This is a genomic window from Mycoplasmopsis agassizii, from assembly GCF_002272945.1.
Taxonomy (GTDB): domain Bacteria; phylum Bacillota_I; class Bacilli_A; order Mycoplasmatales; family Metamycoplasmataceae; genus Mycoplasmopsis_B; species Mycoplasmopsis_B agassizii.
Genome location: NZ_NQMN01000002.1, coordinates 208659 through 229318 on the forward strand (window position 1 = coordinate 208659; position 20660 = coordinate 229318).

Here is a 20660-nt window from a genome sequence, read left to right on the forward strand (position 1 = left end):
TTAATTGGTATCTAGGTATAAATAGAAGTAGTTGTTTTCTCTGTTTTCCTACTTCTATAATATTATTAAATTTAAGTTGATAAGTGTTGCCAGTTCATTTATTCATCGTAATTTTTTAAAAAGTAACTAGATTCTTAATTAAGAATTTTTCTAAGCAAGAAAAAGCCTTTTCTTGTTTACTTCCTTTGGTGTTTAAGACATCGTCTTTTGGTCCTTTAATTTAAGCACTAGCTTACTCCTTATATTATTATTTTTGGTTAACTATATTTTTTCTATACTGTTTCTTGTTTATAGTTAATTGTTTCTTTTTTATGCATTTATGCAGATTCTTAATTTTGAATTAAACTGGCAATTTGTGTTTATTATACGTTGTTATGTTTTGGTAGTGTCTATCTACTAAATCCTTAGGTTATAATTTTAAGACCCGAGCTAGCGAATTAAAAATTTGCTAGCGAAGGTCTTTTCTTATAAGATGAAGTTAAGAAAAATAGAAATTTAATTAATCAGGTTAAATAAATCAAAAATTAAGCAGATAATTAAGCATCCACCAAAACAAAAAAATTAGCAAAAATAAATATCTGTTTTTAATTTATATTATAATATTAGAGCAGTTAAAATACTAGCTGCCGCTATACGAGTTATCCATTACTCATAGTGAACATAAAAAATATTCTAGATTGTATCTAAATAAATTTAGATACTAAAAGCAACTAAAAATAACTTTGAAGTTTTAGTTAATGTGGTTATCATGTAAGTTTTTTAAAAACCACAAGGTTGAAAAACCTTTTAAAAATAATTATTAATCAGATGTTAGGCTTAGTTGCAGAAAAACCTTTATTAAGTGTATATTTATTTTGTTTCCTTAATTTATAGTAAAGACCATTCAATTTTTAAGTTATTTCTAGACATGAAACAAAGGTAGCAGAAAACTTTTTTCAATTTTTTTATCCATTTCTACTACCAATTTATAAATATTTTACTATCAGATTTACAAGATTTCTTCTTAACTTTCTAACTTGTAAATTAGTGCATTTTACTTTTTTGAGCAACTAAATTTTCATCATTAGTTTTGCCTGACAAGTCACTCCTTTAACTTGTCAATTAGTCATTTTTGTTTTTTATAGAGTTTTTCTTTGTTATTTAATTAACATCATATTTGCTTATTAATTTTGATTTTAGAGAAGGTTCTTATTGCTATTGTCCCTTCTTAACATTTTTCAATATATAATGAACTTTTAAGTTCAACATTTAATTATTAACATTCAATAAAATACATTTAAAAGGTTAAAGGGAAGCACTTATGCTTCCCTTTTTATATTGCTTTTTTATGAAGAAGTAGTCGTTCAGGATAAAGAAAAAGCAAGATTTTTAAAATCTTGCCATAGGTAAAACAGTTAGTTTTACAAATAAATAATGAATTTAATTATTTTATATTGTTCTTTTTAAGAATAGCCTTTATGTTTTTAACTTGATCTTCAATAGTTTCCACTTTTGTTTCTAATTTAGCAACACGGTTATCAAGTTTTTCAACTGTTGTTTCAAGTTTAGCAACTCGATTATCTAACTTATCAACTGTTGTTTCTAGTTTTGCAACACGGTTATCAAGTTTTTTAACACGTTCTTTAATTTCACGGACTTCGTTTTCTAGGTTTCCTACACGTTTTTCCATCATTTTATTATGTGCTAGTTGCTCTTGAATGAAATTCGCTACCAATTTGTTAAATTCAGTTTGCTGACTGTTAAAAGCCTTTTGCTGAGTAATAAAATCATCGATTCTAGCAAATCCTTTAACCACGATGTCATGAAGCTCTTCAATAGTCATCTTTTTACCTCCACCTATTTTAACTCTTGGTTTTTTTAATGTATTAGTAGAAATTGTACAGGAAATTCCATCATTTATTGAAGGATTACATGATAAATTGAAATCTTCATAGTTTTTCATTACCACTTTTAATTGGCCATATAATTCGGATAGTGTTTTAAAGTTTTTTTCTGGTATAGTTGTTACCTTTCTGCAGAAATGGCTTATTTTTTTACTTATTGGAGTCACCTTTCTGCTTTTTAATTATACTTTGCAATTTTTAAAAACTTGAAAAGTGCTGATCAAGGCGTGAAATTTGTGAAAAAATTTCACATTTTGATTAATAAAATTGACTAATTAGTAGTTCGCTTAGGTTTCTTGAAAATCTATTTTTTAGTAGAAAACGTAAATATTTAAGTTTTAAATAATCATCTTAAATCATTTATGAGTATCCACAAGTTTTTCGAATAACTTTCCCTCTACCTAAAAAAGCTTACAAATTCAAAAAAAGGCTAAAATAGTTTTAAATTTGCCAAAAATTGCAAAAGCAATGTGAAATATTTCACATTATGATTATTTTTTTGGCAATTATCACAGTCTATTCCTGCACGCAATTATAATAAACTCATGCCTAAAAATCACACTGATGAAAAACTAGAAAACGTTGCCGCGATTGACGAGACAATTGCGTTTTCACATAAAACTTCAAGACCACGGATCAAAGTCGAAAACTTAGTTATCGACTTTGGTGAAACATTAGCAGTTGATGATGTTTCATTTGAAGTTAAAGATGGCGAGTTAGTTACCTTGCTTGGACCTTCGGGTTCAGGTAAGACAACTGCCATGAATGCTATTGCAGGATTGATTACTCCTACTGCTGGAAAAATTTCCTTCAATGGTGTTGATGTTACAAAGTGAACGCCACAAAAACGCAAGTTAGGATTCGTTTTTCAAAACTACGCTTTATACCCTCACCTATCTGTTTATACCAACATTGCTTATCCTTTAAAAAATGATAAGGAATGACAAACCAAAGTTCTGAATAAACGCTTGATTGCCCAAAATGCAGTCAACGCCATTATCTTCAAAGCAAATGGGGCTAACAATAATGAACTTATTAAGTATAACGACTTATTGCAAGCTAAAATTCATGAACCTTATAAACTGCAAAGAAAAATTGAACAAAAACTTGCAGATATGAATACTGAATATGAACTAGCTAGTGCCGAGGTTAGAAAAACTAATTCAGCTTTTGAATTTAAAAAGAGCTGATTACAAAAAGCCACCATTGCTAAGTTAGATGAAATCAAACCAATGGCGAAAACTAACAAAGCTAAATATCAAGAAGGAGTTAAAAAAATCCAAGTCACTTTCAACGAAAAAATGAAGTCAATTAAGGCTGAATTTAAAGCTGAAATCACTAAGAAAAAAGAGGTTGCTAAAAAAATCAAAGCAGCCATTAAAACTTCTAAAGAAGCTGCTGAACATAAAAACTTAAAATCCCAAAAAAGTGGTTTAGCAAGAAAATTAAATAGTGAATACCGTAATTTTGAAAAAGAATTAATTACAAAATACGGTAAAGTCTTAAAAGTTTCTAATAAAACTTTAGAAAAGCAAATTGCTGAACTAAGTGTTGACATTATTCCACTGAAAAAGATCATCCATAACGCCGTTATGGAAGTTAGTGAACGAGTGGATATTGTCAAAAACTTAGGTAAAAAACCTACTAAACTTTCAGGGGGACAGCAACAACGGGTAGCGATTGCTCGTGCGATTGTTAAAAAACCTAAGATCATCTTAATGGATGAACCTTTATCAAACTTAGATGCTAAATTACGTGTTTCAACACGTCAATGAATTCGGGAAATTCAAACTTCTTTAGGAATTACAACTGTCTTTGTTACTCACGATCAAGAAGAAGCGATGTCGATTTCAGATACTATTATCTGTATGTCAACTGCTAAGGTTCAACAAATTGGTTCACCATTAGATTTATATAATAAACCTGCTAACTTATTTGTTGCTCGTTTCTTAGGGGTTCCTGAAATGAACATCTTTAGAGCAAAGATTGATGAGCAAAATAACTTATGAGTTGCTGATCATAAAGTTGAAACCCTACCTCAAAGTCTTCAATATAAATATCCTGAAATTTATTTTGGTGTACGTGCCGAAGATCTACGTGAATCAGATCAACCTGTTTTTATAGGTCGTATTAAACACGTTGAATATCTAGGGAAAGAAATTAAAGCAGTTTTAACTCTTAAAGGTGATGAATCAAAAGAATTTTTTGCTCACTTAAGAAACAAAACCCATTATTCAGTTGATGAAGAAATTGGTTTTGAAATTCGCCACCGTAAGTTCCACTTATTCGATGTTAAAACTGAAAAGCGAGTTGATCTCTAATGCGCAGTTACTTTTTAAAAAGATGAATTAAATTTCAAGCTTCAAGAATTAAAGGACAAAGTTTATTAATTCTTGATAAGCCAGTCAGTTTTTGAATTCCTTGATTAATGATTTTACCTGCCTTAATAGTTGTTACGCTATTTACAATTTATCCAGCAATTATTACAATTCAACGTTCGGGTAACTATCTAGAAGATCCTAGATTCAACATTAATCAAATGGTTCAAAATTTTGGCGCCGTTTATGAAAGAGTCGCTGATGATGTGTTTTTCCAAACAGGAATGCGTAATTCAGTAATTTATGCTTTACTGTCATTACCATTGACACTGATTATTGCGATTTTAATTTCATCAGCAATTGCTCATGTTTATAAGCAAATTGCTCGTGGATTTTGACAAACTATTTTCTTTCTACCTTATTTGACAAACTCGGTAGCAATAGCAATGTCATTTGCTTATCTATTCCAAACTAGTGGTGGAATTATTAACTCAATTTTGGGTGATCAAATTCAATGATTAGATTCAGGAGATGCACAAGGGTTTAAAGCCTTTTGAGTTATTCTGATTGAGGGAATTTGAAGAAATTTAGCTTTTAACGTTTTATTATTCACTACTTCTATGTTAAGTGTTGATAAAAACAACTATAAAGCAGCATCAATTGATGGTGCAGGTACTGTAAAGCAATTCTTTACAATTACCATGCCATCAATTCAAAAAACAACTAACTTATTAATTACTTTAGGAATTATTGGTGGTTTAAAAGTCTTCCCACTAGCTTTATTCAACAATAATCCTAGTTTAGCCAACCTAAATGGTGGGGCTACCATGATGACCTATATAACAGGAAAAGTTAGAGCAGGTGGTGTCAGTGACTTTGCTGATTCAGCTGCAGCATCTGTAATTATGTTCGCCTTAGGACTAGCCTTCACGATTGTCCTTAGAGGTGGTTATGGAAGGCTATTAAAATTAATTTCATGAAGATTGGAGCAAAATGTTTACAACAAGGTTAGCGCTTGAAAGAAAACTGCAAAAGTTCAGAGTTAAGCGTACTGCAGAACGTAACTCGAAGCAAATAACCGACCGTTCAATTGCTTCAATTGTTACATCTTTCATCTTTAAGATGTCTATTTTAGTCTTTTTTGGAATCTTATTAGTATTTCCGTTTGTACTTCTAATTTCAGTTGCTCTGCATGCTGATTATACAAATGTTGATTCACAAGGATTAACCGTTGCTCAAGTATTTGACAACGCCTTTAACTGAAATTCTTTTGAACAAGCATTTAGTAGTGGATACTGATTTGCTGCTTTTTATTCAGCAGTTTCAGTTGTTGCTTCGATAGTTTTTAAATTAATTGTCACAACTTTATTAGCTTATGCTTTCAGTTTTCCACGCTGAAGAGGTAAAAGACAAACTTGATTATTTTTATTATCGCTATTGATTTTACCTGAAAGTGCTCTGCTTACTGGTCAGTTGTTAGTTATTAACTCGCTAGAATTAAACGGAAGCACAATTGGTTTAGTAACTGCCTTGGTTCTACCTTATGTGGCAAGTACTTTCCATGCTTTTATGTTAAAAAATTCATTCGAAATGATTCCTGATTCATTAAAATTAGTTGCTAAAATTGATGGTTTTTCAGGAGTTAAATTCTTCTTCAAAATTGCCTTACCAATGGTAAGTCCAACAACTTGAACGATTATTATTTTAACAACTCTAGCATCTTGAAACTCATTCTTATGACCTTCAATCATCCTATCAGGTCAAGCTGCTGATTTAAAAAATTCATTGAAATATGTAGAAGTTATTTCTTTATGAACTATTCAATCAGGACAAGTAGATCGTGGTGATGGAGTATTAGATACTTTATTAAACGTTCGTTTAGCAGCCGCTTTACTAGCAATTGCACCGATCTTTATTCTATACTTTGTGTTTAGAAAAAAAATCATGAATGCAATTTCTCGGCAAGGAAGGGCAATCAAAGGATAAGTTAAAACATCGCAAAGGCGATGTTTTTTTTACTTTTCTATATATTTTCTACCTTTGTATAGAAAATTTCTATAGTTTTACTGAAAGGGTAAAGAAAAAACAACCTTATTCGGTTGTTTCTTGTTCATCATCAGATTTTGGTTTTGCATCAACTATGTGATCAACTTCCTGTTTTTGCTCAGGATTTGCTTTTTCATTTTCTTCTAATTGAATAGCTTTTCAGATACTGCTTAAAGATATAATTCCAAATATTGGAAAGACTAATGCAAACCTGATATTCTTTTTAGCAACATCAAAGTTGTATCCTCTATTATTGATATCTCTATAAAGTGTAATAGCTATGATATAGTAAGCAACCATAGAAATAATTGCTAATATAATCATTGCTATTGCTCTTCCATCAACTACGGTATTACCAATAACTGTGGCGTTTAAAAGTGTAGAAATAGATCTTGTAAAAAGGAAAACGAAAAAGAGAATTCAGAAAAGTGTTGCAAGAGCAAACATCATTACCATTATAGATGACAAAATCTTTAACGTGTTATGTGATTTCATAATCTTATTTTATACCATATTTGTTTAAACAACCAGATATTTTTAAGAGATTTCAGCGTTATTTTAATAAAAAAACAACCGAGAAAGTTGTTTTCAAATTATTGTTTGTTTTTGATTTCTCTTGCTTTTTCAATATAGTCTTCAGGCTCGCTATCTTCCATATCTTCTTTAATTCCACGATAGATATTAGCAGCTGCTATGCTTGCTAAAACAAGTTGCAAAACAAAAATTGAAATTAAAACCAGTGTTCTTGCAGTATCAAATGAGCCCTTGTAATCAAAATTCGCCAGTTTTATATAAAGGATAATTGCAAGTACTATGTAAACTATGTAACACACTACAATTAATAGTAAAGGAGCAAGAAATTTAGCACCGACTAGAAATGCTGTTCTTGTATCGCTGATTACTAATTGGTTTTCACTTAGATTTGTCACAGCTAAATCAATTACAAAAGCTACAAGTAAAATAAATAGAAAAGCAATTGCAATTTGCATTGACAAGTATCATCAAGCTAGTGTTTTTAGTTTTTTATATTGTTTAGTTTTCATAATAGACATTTTACCTTATTTACTATAAATATGAATTTATATAAAATAAATTAGATTGGCAATTTTTAAGATAAAAAGATTAAAAAAAGCAACAAATGTTGCTTAATTATTTATTGTTTTTCATCTCTCTTGCTTTAGTAATCAAATCTTCTTCATCAGATTCTGATGATACTTCATCTCTAATAGCACTATTAATTTTATGAAGTGCCACAGAACCTAGTATTAAAGGGAAGAAAAAGAGAGAAAGTATTACTAATGTTTTAGCAGTATCAAACATTCCGCGTGGATAATATGAAAGTTTTGATCACAATACTAGTGTCAATGCAAAGTTAGCAATACCTAGTCCGATTAGTAATAAAGTTAATATAACGTATCCAGCAATATAGACAAAAAAGACTCTTAAAGCAACATCTGAAGAGTTAATTACATAGTCTGGGTTTTCTAGGTTTAGTGATGCAACTAAACTTAGATAGTTAATAATCAGAGTAATTAAAAAGATTCACCCCAAAACAGTAATTGCTATTCTAGTACCTAGATATGCCCAAGCAACTTTCTTGAGTCCACTATAATTTAAATTTTTCATAAAATTAATTTTACTTGATTTTTATATAAATATTTTTTATATATTGATGTTTTTTCAACATTTTTGCTTTTGTAAAAATGTTGAAGAATAAAAAAGCAGTCGCTAGACTGCTTCAGTTTTACTTTTTATAAATTCTTTGGCTTCAGCTAAGTAATCTCTTTCACCTAGTTGATTATCTTTAATTGCTTTGTAAATTCTAACAAGTGATACTAATGAAAGAATGGCTTGAATAATAAATATTGAAATAATTACTAATGCTTTTTCATCAAATAAACTAATTTCTCGATAAGAAAGCATTAAGTAAAGGGCGATCGTAACTCCAATATAAGCCATAAAAAACATTACTGATATCAAAGTTAAAATTAAGTAGATAATCAAATTAGTAAAAAAAGTATCAAGGAATGTACCTGATGGAACAACAACAGGTAGAAAAATTATAATTATAGATGCTGCTAAAGCCACATTTGAAATAAGACCTAAAATAAATTTAACTCATGCTAGTGTAAGTAATTTTTTTTGTTCTTTCATAAGTCAATTATATGCTTTTTTATTAAAACCAAACAATTTAAGAGTTACTTTTTACTTAAATTAACTGGTTTATAAAGTTAATAACAGACTTATGAATGCAATTATTCTAAAATTTTTGTTAATTATGCAAATTTTTCCACATTGCAATAAAGATTTGTGCCAGTTGCAAATTTTTTATTTTTTTTGCTATTATTTAGTGAGAGAGGTGTTATGACTTACGATCCATAGTCTAACCTTAAACCTTCTTTGAAGGTTATTTTAATAACGTTTCAAACTAAATCAATTAAAAACGATTTATAAACTCAAAATTTTATAAATCTAATTCACAAAATCAAGCTAACTACTTTTTTTATTAAAAGTAGTTACAAACCAATTTTAAAAAGGAAAATTATGATTAAAAAAACTAAAACAAAATTATTAGTTGCTTTAGCAGCAACTTCTAGTGTAGCACTTGCAGCAACAACAATTGCTTGTTCTTCTTCTCCTTCACCTGGTTCAGGTTTTGCTTTTGATATTCCAAATATTAATGTTGTCAGATTTGCCAATACTTTTGCTAAAGAGGGTGTTCAAAGAGATGCAATTAGAGCAATTATTGATAAATATAATTCATTAGAAACTAAACCTGAAGACTATATTAAAGTTGAAGAAGTCAATGTTGCGGGTGGTTATGATAAAGGAGATGAACTAACCTTATCAAATATTACAGGTCGTAATACTCAAACTTATTGAAATTTAATCCTAAACTACCCTGCTTTAGCAGCTAAAGTTGCTCAACAAAATATGCTTTTACCACTTGATACAGATGGTTCCCTTGGCGATCATTTTGAAGAAGACTTTTTAACTAAAACAGTTGGTGGAGCCAACAGTAAGGTTACAAATGTATTACCTTTTGGAACATCATCAGTTGTTTCAGGAGTTAATGGTCCAATGATGTCTTACATCTTAAGAGAAGTTGTGAAAGCAGGTGCTACTTATAATAGTGATGCTGATAAAACTTTCTTTGAAACAAATTTTACTAATAAATATAAAGATCCAGAAGAAGATGCTTTTATTAAAGATGGTAAATCAGGTGAAAAAGGTGGAGGTTATGGTTCAATTGCTGATGCTGATAAATCAGTTTGAACTAACTACAAAATTAAACAAACCATGTTTGATAACTTCAAAGATCTGATTGATTTTGGAACTAAAGTCTTTGATAGTTTTTCAGGTTTAAAAAATTCATCAACTAATATCGATAATGCTCGTGGATTTGTAGGGGTTAACTCAATGTTTAATTGATTAACCACCTTCTCATACACTCAAACAGGATCTTTGTCGGGTCATGTTCTAGATACTGAAGGTAATAAAAACAACTTTACTAACTACAAAAATATGTTTGGAGAAGGTAAAGAAGGTAAAAAAGCAAAACAGTATGAATGACTTAAAAAAGTTTACGATGAAACTCTTTCACCAGCAATTGCAAAAGGTGTTTTATGAGTTGGGGGATTCATGAAAACAGGTGGCAAAGAAGACGCTTCTACATTTTTAGCAAACCACCAACAAGTTATTCTTAATGGTTCAACTTCAAGATGGAAAAATAGTTCAGTACCAGCACCATCTGGAAAAACAAACGATCCTAAAACATTACAAGCAAACGAAGTAGTTGCCTTAAAAGCTCCAAGTAAATATGTAGAAGGTGACCCTAAAGCTGCTTACTATCGCCAAGGTCCACATATTCTAGGTATTCATGCAAATGAAAAAGCTGATAAAGGTGTTCGTGCTTTTATAAAGTGAATGACATCAACTGAGAATCGTTACGACTGAACAGTAAAGGATAAAACCTATACACAACTAACTCCACAAGAGATGTTTTTTGCTCATGCTTCATACATAGTTGTACAAAAAGGATTTGCAAAAGAAGGATCAGAAATTAGAAAAATTATTGATGCTGATTCAAATACAAACTTGTATCAAAAAGTTACTATTAGTCAATTTGCTAAAGTTTTAGAAAGCAAAACTGATCAATTTGAAGCATTTGCAGAACCTACTGATAGTTCTACTTCAAGTTTAAGAACAGCTTTTGAAACCGTTTTAAATACTCAAAAAACAAGTAAAAAGTCAGCAACTAAACTAGATGATTTTGAAACTTTCATAGCAAGTTTAAAAAGTACATTTGGGACTGACAAAATTAAATAAGCCTATTACTACATTTTTTCAAAAACTGTCATTAATAACTAAAAAAGGTGCGTTTCGGTCGTTTTTTCAGAAAAATGATTGAAAAAATTTCACAATTCTTTCGGTTTTCGTAGATATTTAACCGAATGGCTTTATTAATTTATAATAATATCTAGATAAAAAAACAAGAGGTTTAATATGAAAATAAACAAAACAAAATTATTTATTAGTCTTGGAGCAGCTGCTTCACTTGCACTAGCAGGAACAGCAATTGCTTGTTCAACTGGTGGAACTAGTGGTCGCTTTGACACTAATAACGAATCGACAGTCAACTTTGCTACATCTTTTTCGGCAAACGGTACACAACAGCAAGCGATTAAAGCTTTAATTGAAAAATACAACAAAACTCAGGCAGGTGTTGAAGGTTATTTAGAAGTTAAAGAAGTAACCGTTAATGGTGGTTATGGTGGTGCAGAGCAAAATACTATCAGTAACATTACTTCAAAAAACAAAACTAGTGGTTATAACTTAATTTTAAACTACCCTTCATTAACATCAAAATTGGCTCAATATAATATGAATGAGCCGTTAGATACAGATGGCTCACTAATGCAAGGTTATGAATCAAGTTTCGTAACTAATAATATTGGTGGAACCGATCCAAAAGTAACTAACGTGATTCCTTTTGGAACTTCAACAGTTGTTTCAGGAATAAATGGTCCTGTTATGTCTTATTTAATAAGAAAAGCAGTTGAAGCAGGAGCAACAATTAATAGTGCTGATGAAACATGATTTAAAACTGAATTTACTGAAAAACAAGACTTCCTAAAAGATGATGAATTCATCGAAAAAGGACAAAAAGGTCTTAAAGGCGGAGGTTGAGGTAAAGTAGATGATGCTAAAAAATCTGTTTGATCAAACTACACTATTAAAAAATCAATGTTTGAAAACTTCAGAGAATTATTTGATTTTGGGGTTAATGTTTACGACAGTTTTACAGGAGTTCAAGATGTTGCATCAAACATCGATAACGGTCGATCACTAGTTGGAATTGACTCATTCTTTAACTTTTTAACATCATATTCATACACTGATGCAGGTGGAACTGATGGCTACCTACTAGACACTGAAGGTAATAAAAACAACTTTATCAACTACAAAAATATGTTTGGTGAAGGTAAAGATGCTAAAAACGCAAAACAATATATTTGACTAAAAAACCTTTATGAAGAAGTTCTTTCTCCAGGTATTGGGCGTGGAATTATCTGAATGGGAGCAGGTGGAGAATATGGTTCAACCTACTTAGTTCGCCACGGAATGGGGGTTTCTCTAGGTTCAACTGCAGGATATAGAAACAACTATCTTGGAGCAGGGCTACAAGATCGCATCATTAACATCGGTGGCGACCAAACCTTTGTAGTGGATTCTGGAGATGTTCTAGATCTAAAAACTGCAACAGGTTCTGGAGATGTAAAAACTAATGCAATTACAGGTCTTACTGTTGGTCGTTTTACAAATAATTTATACCTTTCAACTGTAACCACTCTACCTGAAAATAACTTCTATATCCAATCTAAGGATGCTGCAACCGATGCTAAGTTAAATGAAATCAAAGATAAACTAACTGGTGGATTCTTTGTAATGAAACCTGTTGATCAAAAAGAAGCATACGAAAAACAATTTGGAACAGGTATTCTTTATGTTGGTACAGTTAATGATCAAGCAACAAACGATAAAGGTGACAAAGCATTATTCTTTTTTGCGGCAGATAAAATAAAAGAAAAAGTTTCTGCAGATACTAAAACTCTACAGCAAAAAGAACTACTTACTCTACAAGCACCTAAGAAAATGAAATCATCTGACACTAAAGCAATTGTTTACCAACAAGGTCCGCAATTATTAGCAATTCACTCAAATGCTAAAGGTGATAAAGCAACTAGACTGTTTGTTAAATGATTAACTGCTTCAGATCAAAAATATGACTGAAAAGTAGGGACTAGAGAATATAAACAACTAACCCCACAAGAGTTCTTCTACGAAGCAGCTTCATACATCGTTCCTTACAAAGGATTCACAAGCGATGATTCAGTTATAGCTAAAAGTATGGCAGGAACTAGAACTAATGATTACCAGAAAGTTACTTTCAACGCTTTCAAAGAAGCGCTAAAAAGTGACTCAGATGAATTAGATATCTTTGCAGAATCAGTTGATAGTTCAACAGCTAAACTTAGAGAATCTTTTGAAGCAACACTAGCTTCTTCAAAAACTGCTAACCGTACTAATCCAGGTTTAGGTTCATTTGAAACATTCTTAAATAACCTAAAAACAACATTTGGTAAAGACAACGTTAGATAATAATGAAGTTATTAAAAAATAAGAAATTATTTTTTTCACTAATAGCCTTAACAACTATAACAGCAACAGCAACTCTTGCTGTTGCTTGTTCTAATGCTGAAGTTAAAAAAACTACGCTTGAAGAAACTAAAATTAAAAAAATTGATTGAGCAAAAGTTACTACTCAAAGCATCTATGATGCAGTTGTTGTTAGTTGAGCAGATGGAGATACTGTTAAAGTAAAAATTACTGATGCAGTTTCAAAAAGTACTGGTTTATCAGTTGGTGTAGAATATTCAATTAGACTAAATAACATTGATACTCCTGAAGTCAATGTTAATGGTTCACCTGCTGGACCTAATGAACTTAAATACGCCAATGCTGCTTCGGCTTTTGGTAAAAAAGTAATGCCTAAAGACACTAAAGTCAGAATTACAACTACTCATCAACGCAGTTATGAAAGAGTAGTTGGTGGACTCTTCTATAATGAAGCAGGCGCTAGTGATTATCAAACTAATTATGAAAATGAATTAGTTAAACAAGGTTTAACCTTGCCACTAGCAGGTTCGACTTTAACTAGTTATGATTTTGAAGAAAATAATGTTAATAGTTATATCTTAAAAGCAATTGGTAATTCACTTTACTATGCTTGAGAAAATCGTTTAGGTTTATTTGATACAGGAAAATCTAATTCTACAGATGAAGAAGCAATGACATTTGCAAAAGAAGTTTATAAAAAAAGAGGAGCACCAGATCCTGGTTACTTCTTAAAAACAAACTCGCCAAATGTCTTTGATGACTGAAGCACAAAAAGCTAATTAAAAAGACTTATCAATTTAGCGATAAGTCTTTTTTCTTGCTTTTAAACAATTGATTTTAACATTGCATAGAAGATTTTTTTAGGTCAAGAAAAACTTCTAGCAGTATTAATCACAGTTAGTTTTTTACTTTCTGATTCTACCTTTTGCATATACTTAACAATGTCAGACACTGTTTCGCCTTGAATAATATCGATAGTTTCATATTGAGCATAGAAAGAGCGAATATCAAAATTCATTGTCCCTAAATAAGCAATCTTATTATCAAAAACGCCTGCTTTAGAATGGTTAAAATAATTATTGCTTAAATAAACAGTCATACCATATCTAAGTAAAACATTAAGTTCAAATAAACTAATATTAGAAACTAGTTTTTGTCTAGAAAAACCTGGAAAATATAAGGTCACTTTGACACCTGATAAAAGAGCTACTTTTAATGCAGAAATAATATTATTAGGTAAACTAAAATAAGGACTCATAATTTTTATTTCATCTTCTGCTCGAGAAATTAACTTCACAATTGTTTCTTCTAAAACAGGATCATCAATTTCAGGTCCACCTTGACTAAGAATTAAACTATTTTGTTTTTCAGTAGCTTCTAGTTTACTTTTAACAACTAATTTTTTAATATTATAATTAGTTGTTAAATCCTGATCGGCTCAACGCCTTCACATTTGTACAAATAATTTTATATAGTTATAAACGTAAGTACCTTTAATACGATAATTAAAATCACGATAAATTCCATAACCTGGATTTAAAGAAACATACTGATCAGCGATATTACTTCCACCATTAAATAAGATTTTTGAATCAATTAAAATGAACTTACGATGGTTACGATAAAGGTTAGAACTTAAGAAAAAAGTGAACTTTAATTTACCAATAAAAACGATGTTAATACCTTGTTTTTTCAGTTCATTTCACTGATGATTCTTGACATTACGGCGCCCATAATCATCAACTAATCAGCGAATATTGACCCCTTGTTTTTGCTTTTTTAATAATAAAAAAGCAAGTTCATCAAATAAATGACCCGATTCAACTCAATAGGAAACTAATCAGACCTCATTTTTAGCTTCTTCGATCGCTAAAAATAAGTCATTAAAATAATCATTAGGCATTTCATAAGTTTTGATCTCACCATTTAAAATAGCTGTTTTATTATAAATTGATAAGTGATTAAAAGTTACTTCTTCTTTAGAAGCAAGTGTCATTTTTTCATCAATAATTTCAGTATCATTATCCATCTCGCTTTGCACCACTAAATAGTCACGGCGATGCGGATATTTTTGTCCTAAAGAAAAATATAAAACATGACCAATTAAGGGTACAATAATCACAAATAGCATTCAACTCAACTTAGCACTGCTATGGCGTTTTTGACTAAAAATAATTAAGGCTGTCAAGATATTAATAATATAACTAGCTAGCAAAGTAAAGACAAAGGCATAAGTATTAACTCAGAGAATAACAGCATAAATTGCCACTGTAATTGAAACAACTAAAATGGAAAAAAGATATCAAAATAAATTATTAATGGGCTTCATATATTGCAATTATACTAATATAAAAGCCTAAAAAGGCAATAAAAAAATGGCGGGCCTGAAAGGATTTGAACCTTCGCGGGAATCTCTTCCCCTATGTCGTTAGCAATGACACCTCTTCAGCCTCTTGAGTACAGACCCATGCCGTTTATTTATTATAAATCATCAAGGCTGATTTATAATAAAAAAATTTTGCAAAAAATTAGAGTGGTTTTTGGATATTTTGAATCTTGTTTTTAATAATTTAATTTTGCTAGTTAATGATAAATGAAAAGCTTGTATAAATAAAAAAATTGACTTATTTAGTTTTAGAAGGTTTATTATATGTAATTTTAAATTTTTCATTCTTCATATTAATTTAATTATGACTAAAGAATGGTTGGACAAGCAATTTTTAATTTTATGAAATAAAATACTCAAATCATTTTGATTTGGTATCGTTAATTATTTTTTCTTAATTAATTCTAAAATTTCTTTTAATTGTTCAACAATTTCTTCGTTTTGCTTTTTTAAACCTTCATTTTGTGCTTTTAATTCAGTATTTTGAACCTCTAGTCTTTCAACTTTAGAATAAAGGTCTTTGTTTTGTTCCTTTACTTCTTTAACTTGAACTTCAAGATTTTCTACCTTTGAATAAAGATCTTTATTTTGTTCCTTTAGTTCTTTATTTTGTTCTTTTACTTCTTTAACTTGAACTTCAAGGTTATCGACTTTATTTTCAAGATTGTCAAACTTTGTTTCAAGATTATCCACTTTAGAATTGATTGCAACATTTTGTGTATTTATCTTATCAATTTGTGAACCTATTGATTTAATAATTCCATCTGCAGATTTTTGAATCTGAACCATAACCCATTTCTTATCAAAAGGTAAATCATCTTCTTCTCAATCGCCACCACCAGGTGGTGGATCAATTTGAGGCCCAGGAGGTGTAACAACAATAGGTCGTGGGTCTCCTTCTGCTTCATAATGGAATTTTGCTCTGCCAGTTTCTGGATGGATATCCACTTTGTGGATTGTTTCTTCCATTTCGTGGCTTTTATCCAATAGTTTGACTGTATTTGCAGGCTTTTTATGATCAATTTTAGTTTTTTTGTTTTTCTTCATAATGATTTAATTATAACTAAAGAATATCTCCTTTAAAAAATTTTCATTTTTTTCACATTTGAAATAAAAATTGGTTCATGAAGATGAACCAATTAATGTGTTTTATTATTGTGAAAAAGTTAGTAATTTTTCACGATAATATTCATATTGCTGTCTTCTCATTTTGATTTCTGCAGGTAAACCTTCATTGATATCTGAAGTTAGTTTGCTGAATTTGTCTAAGATGTTGACAATGCGATTTTGTTCTTCTAATGAAGGGACAGGGATTTCTATTTGAGAATATTTTGAAATCCAGTGTCGTTGATGATCACTTTTAGAAATTTCATAATCAATAACTTTCATAGCGTAGTAAATGTATCTAAAATTATTTTTGTTATTTTTACTAACTAATATTTTCATTGCTGAAGACTTAATTTTGAAATCAAAATCTACTCAATGCATTGATGTTGTAAAATCATCAAAAATTATGACTGGATTTTCTTTTGAAGCATTATAAATTCCTTCTTTTTCATTTGTGTATCCCAAAACAAAAGTCTTTCCTGCAGTTAGAACAGGTGTTTCATATTGATTTTTATATTCATCACTTTTAACAATAAATTTAGTTGGTTGTATGTAATCAATAAGATCATCCAATTTAATTCATTCAGTATTATCTGATTTTTCACCTTCAAAATTTAATAGATGATGTAGATAGTAGTTATATTGTTTGTTTCTAGCTTCCAGCCTAGAGAATTCATCCAATATACTTACTATCTTATTTTGAATTTCCAAAGATGGTAAAGGAATTTCGATTTGCGAGTACGCTTCTCAATGTGATTGATAATTAGAAGCAGTTATTTTATAATCAAGGTTTCTCATCGAATAATATATAAACCTGAAGTTAACTTCAGCAGTTTTATTTCAGAAAATTCTTATTGCAGAAGATTTTAGTTTAAACGGAAAATCCACTCAACGAATAGCAGCAGTAATGATATCAAAAATCATTACAGGCGATTCTTTAGAAGCTTCATAAATACCGTTTTCTTCATTTGTATAACCTAGAATAAAACTTTTTCCTGCTGTTAAAACAGGTATTTTAAAATTATTATTGTAATTAGTTGATTTCACTCTATATCTTGCAGAACCAACACTATCAATTAAATCGCCGATTTTTTTATACTCAATTTCATTTGTGCTTATTTCTTTTACTAATTCGCTAACTTGATTCATACTTTTAATAATATCAATGAATAAAGCAAAAATAATTTATATTTTGCAAGATTACAATATTTTCCTTGATTTTTATAAAGCAATTTTGAATTTCTAAATTTTAACACCTTAGAAAATCCTTAAAAAACATCTCTACAATAAATATTTGCAAAATCGCTTTTATACCGTAAAATTTTAAAATATGAAGAACGACTTTTTAAACACGGGGCTGACTTCTCAAGAAGTTATTGAATCTCGTAATAAATATGGTTCAAATAAATTGGCTGAAAAAAAGCAAAAAAATGCTTTTCAAATTTTTCTTAAAAATTTATTTGACTTAATGACAATTTTATTGTTTGCTGCTGCAATCATCAGCTTAGGCTTAACAATTGATAATGGAGTAAGAAATGGTTTTGTCCAAACATCTGTGCATGTTGGTTTCTTTGAAACCTTCATCATTATTTTTGTAATCATTGTGAATGCTTTAATTGGAACTTTTCAAACACTCAAGGCTAATAAGGCTGTTAAGAGTTTGTCTAAACTGAGCCAGAGTCAAGTTAGAGTTATCCGTGATTCTAAGTTACAACTGATTGATAGTGAAGAATTAGTAATTGGTGACTTAATAGTTTTTGAAAGCGGTGAAAAAATCGCTGCTGATGGTCAAATTGTCGAAGCATCACAACTTAGAATTAATGAATCAATTTTGACTGGTGAATCCTTAGCAGTTGATAAAAATGCTGATCCAGTTAAAATTAAAAGCGAAATTTTAGGTGAACAATTAAATAGAGTTTTTAGTGCTACAAGTGTTATCAACGGAACTGGAAAAGCAATTGTTGGTGCAATTGGTGATAATAGTGAAATTGGAAAAATTTCACAAATGGTTAATCAAGAAAAGAAATTAAAATCACCTCTTGAAATCAAATTAGATAAATTAGGAAAAATCTTTTTTATAAGTGGTTTAACTTTATTTATTGCTTACTTTATTATTGCAATTCTTTTGCTAGGAGTTGAAAATGTTAGCAGCTCATGATCAACTGCTTTAGTAGGTGGAATTTCTTTAGCAGTTGCTGCTATACCTGAAGGTTTAATTACTTTTACAACTATTATTCAAACTTTAGGTATGAAAAATATGGCACATAAAAATGCGATTATTAAAGAATTAAATATTGTTGAAACACTAGGTAATTTAGCAATTATTTGTAGTGATAAAACTGGTACCTTAACTCAGAATAAAATGACCTTAGTTAATTTATTTACACTTGAAAATAAATCAACATCTTCTTTAAAACATGAAACAGAAAATGACTTAATTAAGAAGTCTGTTTTATGTACAGATGCTAGCTATGAAATTTTAAAAGATGGATCAGAAAATTTAATTGGAGATCCAACTGAAACAAGTATTTTAGGTTTTGCACATAAGTATAAAATCGAAAAAGATGATCTATTAAATAAGAGTCCTAGATTAGCGAGTTTACCTTTTGATAGTGACCGTAAATTAATGACTGTTGCAAATAAAATTGATGGTCAAATTTATGTAATTACAAAAGGTGCTCCTGACGTTTTATTAAATCGTTGTAGCAATTTAAATAGTGATCAAGTTAATGAAATTAAGAGCACTATTAAGTCATATAATGACAAAGCATATCGTACACTTGCAATTGCTCAAAAAGTTATTTCTGAAAAAGATTTAGCAAGTAATTTTAACCATGAATTTATTGAAAATGACTTGCAATTTTTGGGTCTAGTCGCAATGATTGATCCACCAAGAGAAGAAGCAAAAATTGCAATTCAAGAAACAATTAATGCAGGTATAAAAACAATCATGATCACTGGTGATCATGTCGATACTGCCGTTGCAATTGCCAAAGAATTAAAAATTTTTCAAGAAGGTGATATTGCTTTAAGTGGTGAGCAACTTGCAAAATTAAGTGATCAAGAATTGAAAGAAAAACTAATTAAAATTAGTGTTTATGCTCGTGTTAATCCAAGCGACAAAATTAGAATAGTTAAAGCTTGACAAGAACTTGATCAAGTTGTTGCTATGACTGGAGATGGAGTTAATGATGCTCCTGCCTTAAAAGCTGCAGATGTAGGAACTGCGATGGGAATTACAGGAACAGAAGTTTCAAAAGATGCAGCAGATATGATTATTGTCGATGACAATTTTGCAACGATTGTCAAAGCAGTTGATAACGGCCGTAAGATTTATTTAAAAATTAAAAGAGTAATTCAGAACTTAATAACTACATCTTTAGTTGAATTAATTGTCGCTTTTTTAGGAATGATTGTCTTCACTTTAGTTTATGGAGATTATCTTAAAGGTGCTGGTTTTGCCGTGTTTAGTGCAGCCCAGTTGCTTTGAATTAACTTGTTAACTCACGGTTTTCCAGCTGTTGCTCTTGGTCTTCAAGAATCAAAAAACCATGTTATGGATGTGCGACCTTATTCTAAATTTGAATCAATTTTTGCAAGAAGAATGGGAATAGATTTAATTTGACAATCATTAATAATTTCCTTTTTAGCTCTTCTTGGATATGCACTAGGAATTGAATATATTAAGTCATTAGCAGAAAATGATCCAATTAAATATTTAAATTTAGTAACATTAAATAATGTTGATACTTCATTAAGTGCAAACGAAATTATGGGCCACTTAATGAACTATTATGGATCAGCAGTTGGTTTCTTAGTTGTAGGAATTGCTGCAGTATTTAATAGTTTAAATTTAATTAGTGAAGACAGTTTATTTAAAGTAAAACTTAGAGATTCATATATTGTTTTATCATCTGTTTTATTTAGTTTTATAATGCTATTAATTGCCGTGGGTGTTTCAAATTTAGCACAACTATTTCACATGCCAAAAGACTTTTTCGATAACACTAATTTAGTTCTTATTTCTTTCTTTTTTGGAATTAGTATTTTCCCTATTTTAGAAGTATATAAATTACTTAGAAAAAAATTATTTAAGAAAATTAAGTCAGAACAAATTACATCTTTTGAATTAATTAAAAAGCCTTCAAGAAAAAATAATAAGATGTCAATTTAAGCTAGGTTTTTAAAACCTAGTTTTTATTTTTTTAAAATAAATACATGAATTATTTTTTAAATATA

The 20660-nt window shown here is 29.8% G+C and carries 15 protein-coding genes and 1 tRNA gene; 7 read left to right on the plus strand and 9 right to left on the minus strand.

The genetic code is table 4. The features are described 5' to 3' along the window. Positions 1-1423 precede the first annotated feature (1423 nt). Positions 1424-1942 (minus strand): BLOC-1 subunit 2 family protein, encoded by a 519-nt coding sequence (locus CJF60_RS03490; protein WP_084232791.1) that lies wholly within the window; start codon positions 1940-1942, stop codon positions 1424-1426. 486 nt (positions 1943-2428) lie between these two features. Here CJF60_RS03490 and CJF60_RS05425 point away from each other — a divergent pair, with 486 nt between their 5' ends. Genes CJF60_RS05425 through CJF60_RS03505 form a run of 3 tightly spaced genes read left to right on the plus strand, consistent with a single transcriptional unit; the run spans position 2429 to position 6187 of the window. Then, complete coding sequence (locus CJF60_RS05425; protein WP_084232790.1) at positions 2429-4204, plus strand: ABC transporter ATP-binding protein; 1776 nt, start codon at positions 2429-2431, stop codon at positions 4202-4204. Further along, positions 4204-5247, plus strand: coding sequence for a carbohydrate ABC transporter permease (locus tag CJF60_RS03500; RefSeq protein WP_084232789.1), 1044 nt, complete (start codon positions 4204-4206; stop codon positions 5245-5247). The genes CJF60_RS05425 and CJF60_RS03500 overlap by 1 nt, the downstream gene beginning before the upstream one ends. Continuing rightward, entirely contained in the window at positions 5195-6187 is a 993-nt protein-coding gene (locus tag CJF60_RS03505) for an ABC transporter permease family protein (protein ID WP_084232788.1), read from the plus strand. Before CJF60_RS03500 ends, CJF60_RS03505 begins: the two co-directional genes overlap by 53 nt. Positions 6188-6292: 105 nt before the next feature. Here the strand turns inward: CJF60_RS03505 and CJF60_RS03510 are convergent, their stop codons facing one another. From CJF60_RS03510 to CJF60_RS03525, 4 genes are all read right to left on the minus strand, one after another. Next, positions 6293-6697 carry a hypothetical protein gene (locus tag CJF60_RS03510; RefSeq protein ID WP_143823423.1) on the minus strand — a complete coding sequence of 135 codons (405 nt, stop codon included), beginning with the start codon at positions 6695-6697 and terminating at the stop codon, positions 6293-6295. A 143-nt stretch (positions 6698-6840) separates the two neighbouring features. Continuing rightward, on the minus strand, positions 6841-7290 hold the full coding sequence (locus tag CJF60_RS03515; protein WP_084232786.1) for a hypothetical protein: 450 nt from the start codon (positions 7288-7290) through the stop codon (positions 6841-6843). A gap of 106 nt (positions 7291-7396) precedes the next feature. Beyond that, a complete protein-coding gene (locus CJF60_RS03520) occupies positions 7397-7873 on the minus strand; it encodes a hypothetical protein (protein WP_084232785.1) in 477 nt (158 codons plus the stop codon). 102 nt (positions 7874-7975) lie between these two features. Beyond that, on the minus strand, positions 7976-8401 hold the full coding sequence (locus tag CJF60_RS03525; RefSeq protein WP_095279143.1) for a hypothetical protein: 426 nt from the start codon (positions 8399-8401) through the stop codon (positions 7976-7978). Positions 8402-8791: 390 nt separating this feature from the next. Between CJF60_RS03525 and CJF60_RS03530 the strand changes: the two genes are divergently transcribed. The 3 genes from CJF60_RS03530 to CJF60_RS03540 all read left to right on the plus strand — a co-directional run bounded on the left by CJF60_RS03530 (position 8792) and on the right by CJF60_RS03540 (position 13707). Next, positions 8792-10576: a P68 family surface lipoprotein gene (locus CJF60_RS03530; RefSeq protein WP_084232783.1), complete on the plus strand. Its 1785-nt coding sequence runs from the start codon at positions 8792-8794 to the stop codon at positions 10574-10576. A gap of 177 nt (positions 10577-10753) precedes the next feature. Next, entirely contained in the window at positions 10754-12910 is a 2157-nt protein-coding gene (locus CJF60_RS03535; RefSeq protein ID WP_084232782.1) for a P68 family surface lipoprotein, read from the plus strand. Between the two features lie 2 nt (positions 12911-12912). Further along, entirely contained in the window at positions 12913-13707 is a 795-nt protein-coding gene (locus CJF60_RS03540) for a thermonuclease family protein (RefSeq protein WP_084232781.1), read from the plus strand. A 44-nt stretch (positions 13708-13751) separates the two neighbouring features. On the opposite strand, the gene CJF60_RS03545 is transcribed toward CJF60_RS03540, so the two are convergent. The 4 genes from CJF60_RS03545 to CJF60_RS03560 all read right to left on the minus strand — a co-directional run bounded on the left by CJF60_RS03545 (position 13752) and on the right by CJF60_RS03560 (position 17570). Beyond that, complete coding sequence (locus tag CJF60_RS03545; RefSeq protein ID WP_084232780.1) at positions 13752-15257, minus strand: phospholipase D-like domain-containing protein; 1506 nt, start codon at positions 15255-15257, stop codon at positions 13752-13754. 47 nt (positions 15258-15304) lie between these two features. Next, a tRNA-Ser gene (locus CJF60_RS03550) sits at positions 15305-15395 on the minus strand. A 303-nt stretch (positions 15396-15698) separates the two neighbouring features. Further along, positions 15699-16361 (minus strand): hypothetical protein, encoded by a 663-nt coding sequence (locus CJF60_RS03555; protein ID WP_095279144.1) that lies wholly within the window; start codon positions 16359-16361, stop codon positions 15699-15701. Positions 16362-16466: 105 nt separating this feature from the next. After that, positions 16467-17570: a restriction endonuclease subunit S gene (locus CJF60_RS03560; RefSeq protein WP_214608178.1), complete on the minus strand. Its 1104-nt coding sequence runs from the start codon at positions 17568-17570 to the stop codon at positions 16467-16469. A 181-nt stretch (positions 17571-17751) separates the two neighbouring features. Here CJF60_RS03560 and CJF60_RS03565 point away from each other — a divergent pair, with 181 nt between their 5' ends. After that, positions 17752-20595 carry a cation-translocating P-type ATPase gene (locus CJF60_RS03565; protein WP_084232714.1) on the plus strand — a complete coding sequence of 948 codons (2844 nt, stop codon included), beginning with the start codon at positions 17752-17754 and terminating at the stop codon, positions 20593-20595. The last annotated feature ends 65 nt before the right edge of the window (positions 20596-20660 follow it).